17 protein-coding genes are annotated in these 12,818 nt (G+C 67.6%); 10 read left to right on the forward strand and 7 right to left on the reverse strand.

Annotated features, from left to right (window positions below; all coding sequences use genetic code 11):
- The first annotated feature begins 107 nt into the window (after nucleotides 1-107).
- Entirely contained in the window at nucleotides 108-608 is a 501-nt protein-coding gene (locus C9E82_RS16870; RefSeq protein WP_119896384.1) for a ferritin-like domain-containing protein, read from the forward strand.
- A 243-nt stretch (nucleotides 609-851) separates the two neighbouring features.
- Here C9E82_RS16870 and C9E82_RS16875 read toward each other — a convergent pair whose 3' ends face one another.
- The gene (locus C9E82_RS16875) at nucleotides 852-1,058 is read right to left on the reverse strand and encodes a hypothetical protein (RefSeq protein ID WP_119896383.1); all 207 of its coding nucleotides are present in this window, start codon (nucleotides 1,056-1,058) and stop codon (nucleotides 852-854) included.
- Between the two features lie 76 nt (nucleotides 1,059-1,134).
- Nucleotides 1,135-3,540: a membrane-bound PQQ-dependent dehydrogenase, glucose/quinate/shikimate family gene (locus C9E82_RS16880; protein ID WP_119896382.1), complete on the reverse strand. Its 2,406-nt coding sequence runs from the start codon at nucleotides 3,538-3,540 to the stop codon at nucleotides 1,135-1,137.
- Nucleotides 3,541-3,680: 140 nt separating this feature from the next.
- Here C9E82_RS16880 and C9E82_RS16885 point away from each other — a divergent pair, with 140 nt between their 5' ends.
- Nucleotides 3,681-3,905, forward strand: a complete 225-nt coding sequence (locus tag C9E82_RS16885; protein WP_119896381.1) for a hypothetical protein — start codon at nucleotides 3,681-3,683, stop codon at nucleotides 3,903-3,905.
- 25 nt (nucleotides 3,906-3,930) lie between these two features.
- On the opposite strand, the gene C9E82_RS16890 is transcribed toward C9E82_RS16885, so the two are convergent.
- Both C9E82_RS16890 and C9E82_RS16895 read right to left on the reverse strand, forming a co-directional pair.
- On the reverse strand, nucleotides 3,931-4,548 hold the full coding sequence (locus C9E82_RS16890; protein WP_119896380.1) for an exopolysaccharide biosynthesis protein: 618 nt from the start codon (nucleotides 4,546-4,548) through the stop codon (nucleotides 3,931-3,933).
- Nucleotides 4,549-4,580: 32 nt separating this feature from the next.
- Complete coding sequence (locus C9E82_RS16895; RefSeq protein WP_240643392.1) at nucleotides 4,581-5,270, reverse strand: hypothetical protein; 690 nt, start codon at nucleotides 5,268-5,270, stop codon at nucleotides 4,581-4,583.
- 205 nt (nucleotides 5,271-5,475) lie between these two features.
- Here C9E82_RS16895 and C9E82_RS16900 point away from each other — a divergent pair, with 205 nt between their 5' ends.
- The 6 genes from C9E82_RS16900 (at nucleotide 5,476) to C9E82_RS16925 (ending at nucleotide 10,295) form a co-directional block, all read left to right on the forward strand.
- Complete coding sequence (locus C9E82_RS16900) at nucleotides 5,476-5,976, forward strand: YciE/YciF ferroxidase family protein (RefSeq protein ID WP_119896414.1); 501 nt, start codon at nucleotides 5,476-5,478, stop codon at nucleotides 5,974-5,976.
- 35 nt (nucleotides 5,977-6,011) lie between these two features.
- Nucleotides 6,012-6,560: a type 1 glutamine amidotransferase domain-containing protein gene (locus C9E82_RS16905; RefSeq protein ID WP_119896379.1), complete on the forward strand. Its 549-nt coding sequence runs from the start codon at nucleotides 6,012-6,014 to the stop codon at nucleotides 6,558-6,560.
- Between the two features lie 242 nt (nucleotides 6,561-6,802).
- The gene (locus tag C9E82_RS16910; protein WP_170161963.1) at nucleotides 6,803-7,864 is read left to right on the forward strand and encodes a DNA topoisomerase IB; all 1,062 of its coding nucleotides are present in this window, start codon (nucleotides 6,803-6,805) and stop codon (nucleotides 7,862-7,864) included.
- Between the two features lie 145 nt (nucleotides 7,865-8,009).
- Entirely contained in the window at nucleotides 8,010-8,318 is a 309-nt protein-coding gene (locus C9E82_RS16915; protein WP_119896377.1) for a plasmid stabilization protein, read from the forward strand.
- A gap of 13 nt (nucleotides 8,319-8,331) precedes the next feature.
- Nucleotides 8,332-9,228, forward strand: a complete 897-nt coding sequence (gene ligD, locus C9E82_RS16920; RefSeq protein ID WP_119896376.1) for a non-homologous end-joining DNA ligase — start codon at nucleotides 8,332-8,334, stop codon at nucleotides 9,226-9,228.
- Nucleotides 9,229-9,368: 140 nt separating this feature from the next.
- On the forward strand, nucleotides 9,369-10,295 hold the full coding sequence (locus tag C9E82_RS16925; protein ID WP_119896375.1) for a manganese catalase family protein: 927 nt from the start codon (nucleotides 9,369-9,371) through the stop codon (nucleotides 10,293-10,295).
- 146 nt (nucleotides 10,296-10,441) lie between these two features.
- On the opposite strand, the gene C9E82_RS16930 is transcribed toward C9E82_RS16925, so the two are convergent.
- Both C9E82_RS16930 and C9E82_RS16935 read right to left on the reverse strand, forming a co-directional pair.
- Nucleotides 10,442-10,660, reverse strand: coding sequence for a hypothetical protein (locus tag C9E82_RS16930; RefSeq protein WP_119896374.1), 219 nt, complete (start codon nucleotides 10,658-10,660; stop codon nucleotides 10,442-10,444).
- A 109-nt stretch (nucleotides 10,661-10,769) separates the two neighbouring features.
- Nucleotides 10,770-11,411 carry a photosystem reaction center protein H gene (locus C9E82_RS16935; protein ID WP_119896373.1) on the reverse strand — a complete coding sequence of 214 codons (642 nt, stop codon included), beginning with the start codon at nucleotides 11,409-11,411 and terminating at the stop codon, nucleotides 10,770-10,772.
- A 144-nt stretch (nucleotides 11,412-11,555) separates the two neighbouring features.
- Between C9E82_RS16935 and C9E82_RS16940 the strand changes: the two genes are divergently transcribed.
- On the forward strand, nucleotides 11,556-11,744 hold the full coding sequence (locus C9E82_RS16940; RefSeq protein WP_147393026.1) for a hypothetical protein: 189 nt from the start codon (nucleotides 11,556-11,558) through the stop codon (nucleotides 11,742-11,744).
- Nucleotides 11,745-11,923: 179 nt separating this feature from the next.
- Nucleotides 11,924-12,403 (forward strand): sigma-70 family RNA polymerase sigma factor, encoded by a 480-nt coding sequence (locus C9E82_RS16945; protein WP_119896371.1) that lies wholly within the window; start codon nucleotides 11,924-11,926, stop codon nucleotides 12,401-12,403.
- A 33-nt stretch (nucleotides 12,404-12,436) separates the two neighbouring features.
- On the opposite strand, the gene C9E82_RS24585 is transcribed toward C9E82_RS16945, so the two are convergent.
- Complete coding sequence (locus tag C9E82_RS24585) at nucleotides 12,437-12,604, reverse strand: hypothetical protein (protein WP_170161962.1); 168 nt, start codon at nucleotides 12,602-12,604, stop codon at nucleotides 12,437-12,439.
- Nucleotides 12,605-12,818: the final 214 nt, after the last annotated feature.

Genomic DNA, 12,818 nt, shown 5'->3' on the forward strand with positions numbered 1-12,818 from the left:
CGGCCCCTTGCCCGTTCCCCAGCCCAACCGCCGCATGACGCGGCCCAGCCCGACGGGTCGGGCCCCGAACGCCGCCATCGCGGCACATCCCGGAACGGAGAAGACCGATGGAAATCCATGACACCTATCTGAGCTGGCTGCGCGACGCCCATGCGATGGAGGAGCAGGCCCTGGCGATGCTGGCCAGCATGAGCGACCGCCTGGCGCATTACGACAGCCTCCGCGCCCGCATCGACCAGCATATCGCCGAAACCCAGCGCCAGAAGGAGGCCCTTCGCCAGCTTCTGGAACGCGATTCCGGCACCTCGCTGATGAAGGATGTCAGCGGCAAGATCCTGGCGACCGGCCAGGCGCTGGGGGGCGTCTTCGCCTCGGACGAGGTCATCAAGGGCACGATCGCGGGCTATACGTTCGAACATATGGAGATCGCATCCTACAACGTCCTGATCGCCACCGCGCGGATCATCGGCGACAGCGAGGCGATCAAGATCTATGAGCAGAACCTGGCCGAAGAGCAGTCGATGGCGAACTGGCTGGCGCAGAACATCGAGGCGACCACGGATTTCTATCTCAGAAGCCTCGGCTCGGACGAGCCGGCGAAAGGCTAGGGCATCGTCTTTTTCCCGCAGCCCCGCCTTTAATGGTATCGCCCTGCCCCGCGAAGGCAGGGCGTCCTCTCGCGCCGATGCGGCGAACCGGACAGCGACGCCTTACCCTGCGGCGTCAGAATGGTGTCGTCAAACCCGGCCGTCGCCGCTGATGAGATGTTCGGGGCCGCCGCCCGCAAGCGCTGGCGGAAATCGCGCGGGCCGCCGGGGCCGGATGCCCGGCGGCCTGCATGTGCGAATGGCTCATTCCCCGCCATTGGTGGCGCGGTCGTTCTGGCGCGCCTTGCGGTCGCCGGCTTCGCGGTTCTGCCCGCCGGCATTCGGCTCGTTCGAGCGGTTCTCGTGCTTGGGGTTCACGAAGGGGTCGGCCTCGGCCATCTTCGCGTCCTGCGCGCCCTTGCGGATGTTGAACTTCTCGTTTTCGGCTTTGGGGTCGAATTTCTCGGCCATGTTGATCTTCCTCCTGTCGGGGCGGAACGGCCTGGCCGGGCAGATGTTCCTGCCCTTCCGGCGAAAGTTGCGCGGCTCAGGTCCCGTCGGGCAGCGCCCAGGCGATGAAATGGTCGCCGATCGGCGTTTCCATGAAGGTATGCCCGCCCGCGTTGATGACCAGGTACTGGCGGCCCTCGACCTCATAGACGGCGGGTCCGGCCTGGCCGCCCGCCGGCAGGGTGTCGCGCCACAATTCCTCGCCGGTCTCGATGTCGATGGCGCGGATCAGGTTGTCGGTGGTCGCGGCGATGAAGATCAGCCCCGACGCAGTCACCACCGCGCCGCCGTTGTTCGGCGTGCCGATGGTGAAGGGCAGCCCCGACGGAATACCCCAGGGCCCGTCGCCGCGCGCCGTGCCGAAGGGCTTGTCCCACAGCACCTCGCGCGTTTGCAGGTCCACGGCCATGATCCCGCCATAGGGCGGCTGGGTGCACAGAAGCTGGGTAAAGGGCACGCGCCAGCCGGCATTCACCTCGATCCCATAGGGCGTGTCGGCCTGCGGAGAGACATCCTCGGGGCTGTTGTCGGCCCAGCCGGGTTCGTCGATGGGCACCACACCATATTCATCGACCTGCTCGCGCGGCACCAGCCGGGTGCGGTTGGCGGTGATGTTGTAATTGGCGACCATGATCCCGCGTCCGGGATCGACCGCCACCCCGCCCCAGTCCGAGCCGCCGTTATAGCCGGGAAACTGGATCCACCAATCGGTCGAGGGCGGCGTATAGATGCCCTCGTAGCGGCTCTGGCGATACTGGATGCGACAGAACAGCTGGTCCAGGGGCGTCATCCCCCACATGTGGCGCTCCTCCAGGTCGGGCTTCAGCAGGTTGGGAAAATCCACAACGAAGGGCTGGGTCGGCGACAGCCGATCGGGCTCGACCCCGCCCTGGGGAACGGGGCGGTCCTCGACCTCGACCAGCAATTCGCCGGTGCGGCGGTCGAAGATCCAGAACATGGACTGCTTGGTGGGCAGGACCAGCGCCGGGACCGGGCCGTCGGGCGTCGGAAAGTCGATCAGCGTCCCCTGCGAGCCCAGGTCGTAGTCCCAGATGTCATAGCGGACGGTCTGGTAATGCCAGGCGACCTCGCCGGTCTCGACATCCAGCGCCACCAGCGCGGTGGAATATTCGTTCTCGGCATCCGAGCGGTCGCCGCCCCAGTAATCCACCGCCGAATTGCCATGCGGCAGATAGACCAGCCCCAATTCGTCGTCGCCCGAGGCGATGGTCCAGACATTGGGCGTGCCGCGCGTATAGGTCTCGCCCTCGGCCGGGGGGCCGATTTCGCCGGGGCGCCCCATGTCCCAGGCCCACAGCATTTCCCCGCTGGCGGCGTCATAGCCCCGCACCACGCCCGAGGGCGCGTCGCGGCGCTGGCCGTCGCGGACCTGCGAATGCACCACCGCGACGTCGCGCACGATGGTCGGCGGCGAGGTCGGCGCATACCAGCCCGGCACGGTGCGGCCGATGCCTTCCTCCAGATCGACGCTGCCGCCGTCGCCGAAGCCCTCGCACAGCTGGCCGGTCCGCACGTCCACCGCCAGAAGCCGCGCGTCCAGCGTGTTCATCAGCACGCGCTCGGCGCAGGGGTCATCCTGGGACAGGTCGGGCGCGGCGTAATAGGCCAGCCCGCGGCAGGTCGCGTTATAGGGGATCGCATCAGGCGAAACCCCCGGATCGTGGCGCCACAGTTCCAGCCCGGTCGCGGCATCCAGCGCGATCACCTGGTTCATCGCGGAACAGACCAGCAGCCGGTCGCCGATCTTCAGCGGCGTGTTCTGGTTGGAAAACCGTTCGTCCGCCTCGGGCATGTCGCCGGTGCGGAATTCCCAGACCTGCTCCAGATCGCCGACATTGGCGGGGGTGATCTGTTCCAGCGACGAAAAGCGGGTGGCGTGATGGGTGCCGCCATAGGCTGGCCAGTCCGCCCCGGCCTGCGGCTGCGCGCTGGCCGGCGGGTCGGGATCGTCGCCGGTGGCCTGCTGGGCAAGGGCGACAATATCGCCGCGTGCAGCCAGCAGCGCGGTCGCGGCAAGCCCCGCAATGGCCGCGACCCCGGCAATGGTCCTGCGGTATCGCGGCCGCCCGCCGCGCAGCACCGGCAAGGTCAGCACGACCAGGACCAGCACAACGGATGGCGCGACCAGCCGGGGGACCTGCGCCCAGCCGTCCAGGCCGGCCTCCCACAAGGCCCAGGCCAGGGTTCCGGCGAAGGTCAGCAGATAGACCCACAGCGCGGCGATGGAGCGGCGGAACAGCAGCCATGCCGTGACCAGCAGTCCCAGCCCGGCGAACAGGTAATACCACGATCCGCCCAGCACGATCAGCCAGACGCCGCCGCCGAGGATCGGCGCCCCGAAGATCACCAGAACGACCCCCAGAAGCATGGTAAGGGCCACGCCCAGGCCGCGGGACGTGCCTGGCTTGCCGGAGGCTGCCATATCCTTTCCTCCCTGTTTTCCGGGTCATGCAACAGGAAAGCCGGGGAAATGTTCCTGACTTGCCGCGAAAGATCGGCAGCGACGGGAACATCCGTGGACGGCCGGGGTTCCAGGGCCCCATTGCAGGAAGGAGGCCGCCCATGCCGGAAGACAGGAAAGACCAGTATGGCCCGTCGGATTTGGATCCTACCGGCACCGAAGCCGAGACCGATCGCTCGGCAGGAGAGGCCGGCGAGCTTGCCGACATGGACTATTACCGCAAGACCAGGCCGGTCGGCGCCCGGCTGGCGCTTGGTGCCTGGGCGCCCGCGCTTGTGCTGCTGGCCTTGATCGCCATCGCGGCCCTGTGGTTCTGGGCGGGCTGAGGGACGCCCCCCCGCTTCGCCGGTTTCATGCCGGAAGCAGCCAGAAGACCAGGGCCGGCGCCGCCGCCAGAACCATGATCGCGACCAGCACGAAAAGCCCGTCATGGGCCAGCATCGCCAGCGACATGAGAAACACCACCGTCCCCAGGATCGACGAGGCGAAGGGAAGCAGCTCCAGGAATGGCATGCATAGCCCCGCGATCAGGCAGATCAGCTGCGCGATCCAGCGAAACGGCGGGTGCAGCAGCACGGTCAGCCGGCGCCGGCTCAATCCGTCGACCCATCCGGCGGGCGTCCGCAGCTGCGCGGCCACGCTGCGCAACCGCTTGCTGGAAATGCTGCGCCGCATCAGGAAATCGGGCAGCCAGATGTGATCGCGCTGCAGCATCATCTGCGCGGATACCAGCGCGATCCAGATGCCGCAGGTGCTGGAGAAAAGCGGGATGCCCGACAGCGGGGAAACGATCGCCAGCGCCGGCAGCATCAGGTTGGGGATGAAGGATGCCTTCCCCAGCGCGGCCACCACGTCGCGCATCCTGGTCTCGGGCCCCGCCGCGCAATCGTGGATCCGGTCCAGCACCGATGTCACCCCGGCATCGGCCGGGACATCCGGCCGGGACCGGCCTGGGCCGGGGTCATTCATGGCACGCGGCTTTCGCAACAGGCCCATCGTCGCTATCCGCCATCCCGCCGGCTGCCGCCCGGCTGCTTGCTGTTGTCGTCGCCGCGCCAGTTCGGGTCCTCGGTCAGTTCTCCGGCCGGATCGATCCGCTGCTGGCGCTGGTCCAGTTCGGCAGGCGCGGGACGGCGCAACCTGTCCAGGGCCGTCGGCGGCTCGTGTTCCGCAGCGGGTTCCTGCACGGGTCGGGCAGGATGGATGGGCGCTTGGGGGTGGCGCCTTCGGACCATGTCCAGCCCCAGCGCGATGCCGATCCCCAGCGCCGCCAAACCGGCAACGACGCCCCAGGGCGGCAGAACCAGCTCCCATCCGGGGCTGAGGCGAGCGGGGATCACCCCGTAATCGACCACCCCCGCCAGCAGGGCGGTGCCCAGACCGGCTGCCCAGGCCGCACCGGCGCGTGCGCCGCCCGCCGCCCGCAGCAGAAGGATCGCGACCGCGGCCCAGAAGAAGGCCGATCCGACATGGATGATCGCCCCCAGGGCCGTGTGGCCGAGATTCGCGTCGGTGACGGTCGCGGCCGCGGGACCATGCAGCACATGCGAGGTGGCATTGAGCGGCATCCAGGGCGGCAGGTCGCGAAGCATGGCCGACAGGCCAAGCGCCAGTGCGGACAGAACCGCCGCAAGCGTGCCGGCCAAGGGCAGGGCAAGCCGCAAGCGTGCCATCGGGTTGCGCAGGGTCATGGGGTTCTCCCTTCATGCTGGCCTGGTTAACCGCGATGCCCGCGACATGTTCCCGCAAGATCGCCGAAGGGGAAACTTGCCAGGGATTTTCGCGGGATGGGGCGCAGGGATCGATTTCCGCGCGGCGCGGCAGGAACATCCTGCCCGGCTTCTTGTTGCTTTCGCCGTCCGCCGCTGGACGCGGCGCAACCCGAAGGAGATCCCGATGAAGACCAAGGCACTCGACGATCTGTTCCACGATACGCTGAGGGATATCTATTACGCCGAACGCCAGATCCTGAAGGCGCTGCCCAAGATGGCGCGCGGCGCGCGGTCGGAAGAGCTGCGTTCCGCCTTCGAGGCCCATCGCGAGGAAACCGAGGCCCATGTCGAACGGCTGCAGCACGTCTTCGAGCTGATCGGCAAGCGGCCGCGCGGCAAGACCTGCCCCGCCATCGACGGCATCATCGAGGAAGGCGAGGAGATCCTAGACAGCTTCAAGGATTCCCCGGCGCTGGACGCGGGGCTGGTCTCGGCCGCGCAGGCGGTCGAGCATTACGAGATCACCCGCTATGGCACCCTGAAACGGTGGGCCGAGGTGCTGGGCATGGACGAGGCCGCCGCGCTGCTGTCCCGGACGCTGGACGAGGAATCGGCCGCGGATGAAAAGCTGACCGGCATCGCCGACAAGACCGCCAATCCCGAGGCCGCCGAACCGGTCGGATAGGCCCTGCCGATCCCATGCTGAACAAAGGAGATGTCATGCCAAGGATTTCCGACGCGAGGATCCTGATCCTTGCCACCGACGGGTTCGAGCAATCCGAACTGGAGGTGCCGCGCGACCGCCTGCGCGAGGCGGGCGCGACGGTCGATATCGCCTCGCCCGATGGCGAAAGCATCCGCGGCTGGCAGGACGGCGACTGGGGGCAGACGGTCCAGGTGGATCTGCCCCTGGGTTCCGTCGATGCCTCGGCCTATGACGCCATCGTTCTGCCGGGCGGCCAGATCAACCCCGACAAGCTGCGCACCGAGGCGACCGCGGTCGCGCTGGTGCGGCGTTTCCACGAGGACGGCAAGGTCGTCGCCGCCATCTGCCACGGCCCCTGGCTGCTGGTCGAGGCGGACCTGGTCCGGGACCGCAAGGTCACGTCCTACAAATCCATCCGCACCGACATGGAAAATGCCGGCGGCCAGTGGACGGACAGCGAGGTCGTGACGGACCAGCGCATCATCACCTCGCGCAGCCCCGAGGATCTGGACGCCTTCTGCACCCGGATCGCGGCAGAGGTCGAGGAGGTCGACAACGGATAGCAGAGCGGCCGCCGGTCAATCTCGCCGGAATGCCCCCTGCACGCGGCTTTCTTCCGTGCTGGCCCGGAACTTCCTGCCGGAAGCGACGTCGCGGCCATCGACGCGCCCGAGCGGGACCATGCGCCTCGCCCTATCACCCCGCCCCCCGTGCCATTCCTGGTGCGGGGGGTTTCCACCGACGCCGCGCAACCATCGGGCAAGGACGGTGTTGACCCCGAAGCCCCCTGCCCGCGGATCACGACATGCCCAAGGACGCGCCTGCCATTCCCGATGCCTGCGACGCCGCGAAACAGGCGGGGCTGGTCTATGTCAATGACGACATACCGGGCATCACCCGCATCCGCGCGGGCAAGGGCTTTTCCTATCGCGACGCGAAGGGCCGCAGGATCGCCGACCGGGCCGAGCGCGACCGCCTGGCCGCGCTGGCGATACCGCCCGCCTACAGCGATGTCTGGATCTGCCCCGATCCGCGCGGCCACATCCAGGCCACCGGCCGGGACGCGCGCGGGCGCAAGCAATACCGCTATCACCCCGATTTCCGCGCGTTTCGCGACAGCGCGAAATACGACCACATGCTGGAATTCGCGGCGCTTCTGCCGAAGATCCGCGCCCGCGTCGACAAGGACATGTCTCGCCGCGGGCTGCCTGCCCGGAAGGTGCTGGCCACCGTGGTCCATCTGCTGGAAAACACCATGATCCGGGTGGGCAACAGCGATTATGCCCGCCAGAACAGGTCCCACGGGCTGACCACGCTGCGCGACCGGCATGTCCGGTTCAACGGCAGCGAGGTGCGGTTTCGCTTCACCGGCAAGGGCGGCAAGGAATGGGACCTGGGCATCCGCGACCGCCGCGTGGCCCGGATCGTGCGCGCCGCGCAGGACATCCCCGGCCAGCATCTGTTCCAGTATCTGGACGAGGACGGCCGGCGGCAGAAGATCACCTCGACCGATGTGAACGACTATCTGCGCGAGATCTCGGGCAGCGAGGTGACGGCCAAGGATTTCCGCACCTGGACCGGCACGGTGCTGGCCGCCCTGGCCCTGTCGGAATACGAGAGCTTCGACAGCGAGGCGGCGGCGAAACGCAACGTCCGCGAGGCCATCGAAAGCGTCGCCAGCCGCCTGGGCAACACGCCGGCGATCTGCCGCAAATGCTATGTCCACCCCGAGGTCATAGACGCCTATCTGGCCGGCGAGCTGAAGCTGCAGCTGCGCGACCGGATCGACGGCGCCCTGAAGGAACCGGGGCTGCGGCACGAGGAACGGCAGGTGCTGAAATTCCTCGGCAAGCGGCTGAAGGCCTGAACGGCCGGGCCCGCCGGGGCCGCCGCCTTGACCAGCACGGGTCGGGAACATTTCGGCCGCCATCTTGTTTCCGGCCGGTTCCGACATGGGACCGGGCGCGGATGCCGGCGGTTCCTTTCCCAGCTTTCGCACAGGAGGACATCTGATGCCACGCGGCGACAAGTCGAAATATACCGACAAGCAGGAGCGCAAGGCCGATCACATCGCCGAAGGCTATGAGAAGCGCGGGGTGCCCGAGAAGGAAGCCGAACGCCGGGCCTGGGCGACCGTCAACAAGGATGACGGCGGCGGCAACAAGTCCGGCTCGGGGCGCGGGAAGCGGACGGGCAACCCCGCGGCGAAGAAGGGCGGCGAGAAAGGCGGCAAGGCTTCCGCCGCGCGCCCTGCTGCGGAACGGTCCAGATCGGCCAGGAAGGCGGCAGAGACCCGCAAGCGCAACCAGGCCGAGGGCTAGGGGTCCGGGTGGCATGGTCGCCCGCGAAACCACGACCGCGACATCCCGCCCGCAGCGGCGGCGGGTCACGCTGACCCATCCCGACCGTCTCTATTGGCCCGAGGAAGGGATCACCAAGGAGGGCCTGGCCGATTACCACGCCGCGGTCTGGCCGCGGATCGCGCCGTTCATCGTGGGCCGTCCGCTGGCCCTGCTGCGCTGTCCCACCGGCATCACCGGCCCGGCCTTCTTCCAGAAGCACGCCTGGAAGGGCATGAGCAGGCATATCGTCCCGGTCCACGACCCCAGGGACAAGCAGGGCGCGCCGCTGATCGCCATCGAGGATCTGGACGGGCTGATCGGGCTGGTGCAATCCGCCGCGCTGGAGATCCACCCCTGGGGCGCGACAGCGGCCGACTGGGACCATCCCGACATGATCACCATGGATCTCGATCCCGGCGAGGGCGTCGACTGGGCCGCGGTGATCGAAGCCGCGCAAGAGGTGCGGCGGCGGCTGGAGGATGCCGGGCTGGCGGCTTTCGTCAAGACCTCGGGCGGCAAGGGGCTGCATGTCGTCGCGCCGCTGAAGCCCCGGGCGGGCTGGGCGGCAGTCAGGCGGTTTGCGCGGGCCGTCGCGGAGGGCATGGCGGCGGACAGCCCGGATCGCTACGTCTCGACCATCGCCAAGGCGAAGCGGCGGGGCAGGATCCTGATCGACTGGCTGCGCAACCAGCGCGGCGCGACGGCGGTTGCCGCCTACTCGCCCCGCGCCCGGCCCGGCGCGGCGGTGTCCATGCCGCTGGCATGGGAGGAACTGGGTCCGGAGATCGGCCCGGCCCATTTCACGGTGGCGAATGCGCCCACTCGGCTGGCAGCGACGGGCGATCCGTGGCAGGATTTCCGCTCGGCCGAGGTGCCGCTGAGGGCGTGATCATTTCCGTGTCGAACGGATTTGCCGCGTGGCGCCGGCAGGAACCCTTTGCGGCCTCGCGGGTGGCGGGAACATTCCGGCGCGATGAAGGTTGCTCGCCCTCCACGGGTTTGCAGAACCCCCTGAAAGGGAGAAAGCACATGTTCCTGCGCATCGACAGATTGCAGATCGACCTGCCCGCCCCCAAGCGGCAGGACGCGAACGCGGCGGCGGCGCTGCAAGAGCTTCTGGGCGGCAAATACGGCGAGATGTCCACCCTGGGCAACTACATGTTCCAGAGCTTCAACTTCCGCAGCAAGAGCAAGCTGCGGCCGTTCTATGGCCTCGTCGCGGCGATCACGGCCGAGGAACTGGGCCATGTCGAGCTGGTCAGCAACGGGGTGGCGATGCTGGCCAACGGGCCGGATGCGGATCGGGACGACCAGGGGCCGGGCGGCGACATCTCGGACGCCCCGTTCGAGGCGATGAAGGATGCGCGGCTGGCCGCGGCCTTCTACTCGAACGGCGGCGGGGCGGTTCCGGTCAACAGCAACGGGCAGTCCTGGAACAGCGACATGGTGACCACGACGGGCAATGTCGTCGTGGACCTGCTGCACAACTTCCACCTGGAATGCGGCGCCCGGCTGCACAAGCTGCGCGTCTATGAAAGCCTGACCGACCCGACCGGCCGCGAGGTCTGCGGCTATCTGCTGGTGCGTGGCTCGGTCCATGCGCATGCCTACGCGCTGGCGCTGAAGAAGATCACCGGGGTGGACCTGGACAAGTTCCTGCCGACGCCGAACATCCCCTTGGGCAATATCCCCGAATGCCAGAAATACCTGGAAGAGGGCGCGCATCGCCGGCTCTATACCTTCAGCCCGGACGACTATCAGGAGATGCGGGGGATCTGGGGCAATGGCGAGGTGGCGCTGCCCGACGACCCGCCCGGAGAACTGGAGGTGGTGGACGGCGCGCCGGAGGGCGGCAAGATCCACGACCTGACCGGCACGCCCTCGGCCTTCACCCCCGATTACGCACCCGAGGAAATGTTCGAGATCGCCAGCAAGCTGTATCAGAAATCGCGATAAGCGGGGTCGCGGGCGGCGCATCATCGCCGGGGCCGACGGTCGTCCGGCTCCTCTCGGGGCCGGTTGCGACGCGGCCGGGGATGGGCCTTCCCCCGACCATCTGCAGCGAAGCCCTGGGCTTTCGGGCAGATGGTCGGGGCGCGGGGTCAGAAGATCCGGCCCGTGCCTGCCGGCAGCGGATCGGCGACGGGCAGCGGGCACAGGCGGCGCTGCGCCTCCCTGACCAGGATCCGGCCCAGTTCGGCCCCCAGTCTGTCGGGATCGTCGTCCTCCAGGTCCAGGCCGACGATGTCATCCGATCTGACATGGACGGCGCCGCCGTCATAGAGGTTGAAATGCAGGGTGACCGAGGTCAGCCGGGTCATGTTCTTGTCCTTTCGGGGATGAGGATGGTCAATCGTGGTCGGTCGGGGGATCCGCCGCGACCTGCGCAGCGGATCCCGGAGCCTTCGCCGGAACGCGGGAAGGCGGCTCTCAGCCCCCGGTCGTGTCGGGGTCGTCCTCGTCGAATTCGGGCAGCGCCTCCAGCTGTTCCTGGGTCCAGGGCAGGTAGATGCGCAGCTCGTCCTCATTCGTGAACACCACCAGGTCGGCGACGGGAATCGCCACCCGATGTTCGCCCAGGCCAAGGAAACCGCCGACATCGATGATCGCATGGGTGATCTCGGCGCTTTCCAGCGGCATCTGATCCACGGGTCCCGGATCCCCCACGGTGCCCTGCGCCGCGCCGGCCTGCGTCGTGGTCTCGTCGATCTGGCCTGCGGAACCGGCGGCATCGTCGGCGGCGCCCTCGGTTTCCGCTGCGGCATCATCGGGGGGCGTCGCGGCCGCCCCATCGCCATTCGCGCCGCCGATGGAGGAGCTGCCGTTGGAGAAGACCAGGCCGTGAACCTCGCCGATCTCGTCGCCATCCGCGTCATGGACGGTCGCGCCTTCAAGATTGTCGGTGGACAGGACCACGTTCTCCTCGGCAAAGCCTTCGGGCGGGGTGATGGTCAGCCGGGCGTCGGTCTGCGTCGCGGTGGCGTCGGGCGCCTCTTCGCTTTCCGTCTGGGCATGGGCGGGCAGGCAAAGAAGGCTTGCCGCAAGGGCGGATGTCGCCAGCAGTTTTCGCATGTTCACTCCTCCTGAAAATCGATGTTGCTTGCATCGGCGCCATAATCTTTCCAGGCGGCAAATGTTCCCGCGCGGCGTGACCGGATGGGGAACAAGACCGCGCGGCAGCCGTTCCCCTTCCCAACGACGTCACAGGGGGACGACATGGCCAATGGAACCACCCGGCTTCGGGGAATTACCGTCGAGAGAACCGGGGACGGTTTCCTCATTCACCTTGCCGACGACGCGGATGAGGTGTTCGAGATCCGCGCGAGTGCGGAAACCGTCGAACTGATGGTGAGCGAGCTTCAGATGGCGCTGGCCGCGGGCGCAGAGGGATCGCCTTCGGAATGACGGCAAAGGCACCGGCGCCGGGGACAGGGTCGCATGGCGGTTTGCGGCAGCCGCAAAAAGCCGTGCCACAATCGGAGACTGCACGTCCTGTGCCTGCAATCTGCGGATTGCAGGGAACCGAAGCCTGCGGGTTGCATTGGGTTGGTTGGAGAGGAAAGGCAGACGCCTGATGGCTGACCATGTCGGATGATATCCTGACGCATGTAAGGGCGCTGCGCGCCTATGCCCGTTCGCTGTGCGGGACCGCCGCCGATGCCGAGGACCTGGTGCAGGAAACGCTGCTGCGCGCCATCGAGAAGGCGGACAGCTATCAGCCGGGAACGCATATGCGCGCCTGGCTGTTCACCATCATGCGCAACAAGTTCTTCACCGACGTGAAGAAGGCGGCGCGCGAGCGGACCGGCAGCGGCGACTGCGCCTCGACCCAGCCCTCGGTGCCCGCCGGCCAGGAATGGCATCTGCGTCACCAGGAACTGCGCGTCGCGCTGAACGAGATGCCGCTGCACTATCGCGAGGCGATCGTCCTGGTGGCGGTGATCGGCGAAAGCTATCTGGACGCCGCCCGGATCCTCGATTGCGACATCGGCACCATCAAGAGCCGGGTCAACCGCGCCAGGAACATCCTTCGGCGCGCGCTGGAGCCCGAGCATAACGATTGACCGCGCCGCCGGGGCGCGGCAGGTCCGGGCCGGTCATTTCATCCGCGACTTGCGGCTTCTCTCCAGCGCGGCCTCCAGCTGCCGGGCCAGTTCGCGCAGCCGCGGCGAGATCGGTTCGGCATCCACCTGCGCCAGAAGCTCGGACAAGGCGGCGTCCAGTTTTGGATCCAGCGCCGGATCTTCATTCGTGTCGCGGTTCATTCAAAGCTCCAGATGCGCCTCTTCAGTTGCCTTATGTTAAGCCATCCCCGCTGTGCAAGGGGGCACGATCATCCAAATTTGTCCCGTGGTGTTGCAGGTTTTCCCAGTTTTTCGCACCGTTCACGGCAGTTCCCGGCGGCATCCGCTTCCCGACAGATGCCTTCTGCTCAACGGGTTAGGCAAGACATCTGCCCCCGGAACGGCGCAAGGTTTC

Source organism: Paracoccus sigandri (genome assembly GCF_003709565.1).
In the GTDB taxonomy this organism is placed as follows: domain Bacteria; phylum Pseudomonadota; class Alphaproteobacteria; order Rhodobacterales; family Rhodobacteraceae; genus Paracoccus; species Paracoccus siganidrum.

Bases quoted from the DNA above. Each gene is read 5' to 3' on its own strand.
- C9E82_RS16870 (WP_119896384.1), top strand. From the start codon at position 108: ATGGAAATCCATGACACCTATCTGAGCTGGCTGCGCGACGCCCATGCG.
- C9E82_RS16875 (WP_119896383.1), bottom strand. From the start codon at position 1,058: ATGGCCGAGAAATTCGACCCCAAAGCCGAAAACGAGAAGTTCAACATC.
- C9E82_RS16880 (WP_119896382.1), bottom strand. From the start codon at position 3,540: ATGGCAGCCTCCGGCAAGCCAGGCACGTCCCGCGGCCTGGGCGTGGCC.
- C9E82_RS16885 (WP_119896381.1), top strand. From the start codon at position 3,681: ATGCCGGAAGACAGGAAAGACCAGTATGGCCCGTCGGATTTGGATCCT.
- C9E82_RS16890 (WP_119896380.1), bottom strand. From the start codon at position 4,548: ATGAATGACCCCGGCCCAGGCCGGTCCCGGCCGGATGTCCCGGCCGAT.
- C9E82_RS16895 (WP_240643392.1), bottom strand. From the start codon at position 5,270: ATGACCCTGCGCAACCCGATGGCACGCTTGCGGCTTGCCCTGCCCTTG.
- C9E82_RS16900 (WP_119896414.1), top strand. From the start codon at position 5,476: ATGAAGACCAAGGCACTCGACGATCTGTTCCACGATACGCTGAGGGAT.
- C9E82_RS16905 (WP_119896379.1), top strand. From the start codon at position 6,012: ATGCCAAGGATTTCCGACGCGAGGATCCTGATCCTTGCCACCGACGGG.
- C9E82_RS16910 (WP_170161963.1), top strand. From the start codon at position 6,803: ATGCCCAAGGACGCGCCTGCCATTCCCGATGCCTGCGACGCCGCGAAA.
- C9E82_RS16915 (WP_119896377.1), top strand. From the start codon at position 8,010: ATGCCACGCGGCGACAAGTCGAAATATACCGACAAGCAGGAGCGCAAG.
- ligD (WP_119896376.1), top strand. From the start codon at position 8,332: ATGGTCGCCCGCGAAACCACGACCGCGACATCCCGCCCGCAGCGGCGG.
- C9E82_RS16925 (WP_119896375.1), top strand. From the start codon at position 9,369: ATGTTCCTGCGCATCGACAGATTGCAGATCGACCTGCCCGCCCCCAAG.
- C9E82_RS16930 (WP_119896374.1), bottom strand. From the start codon at position 10,660: ATGACCCGGCTGACCTCGGTCACCCTGCATTTCAACCTCTATGACGGC.
- C9E82_RS16935 (WP_119896373.1), bottom strand. From the start codon at position 11,411: ATGCGAAAACTGCTGGCGACATCCGCCCTTGCGGCAAGCCTTCTTTGC.
- C9E82_RS16940 (WP_147393026.1), top strand. From the start codon at position 11,556: ATGGCCAATGGAACCACCCGGCTTCGGGGAATTACCGTCGAGAGAACC.
- C9E82_RS16945 (WP_119896371.1), top strand. From the start codon at position 11,924: ATGTCGGATGATATCCTGACGCATGTAAGGGCGCTGCGCGCCTATGCC.
- C9E82_RS24585 (WP_170161962.1), bottom strand. From the start codon at position 12,604: ATGAACCGCGACACGAATGAAGATCCGGCGCTGGATCCAAAACTGGAC.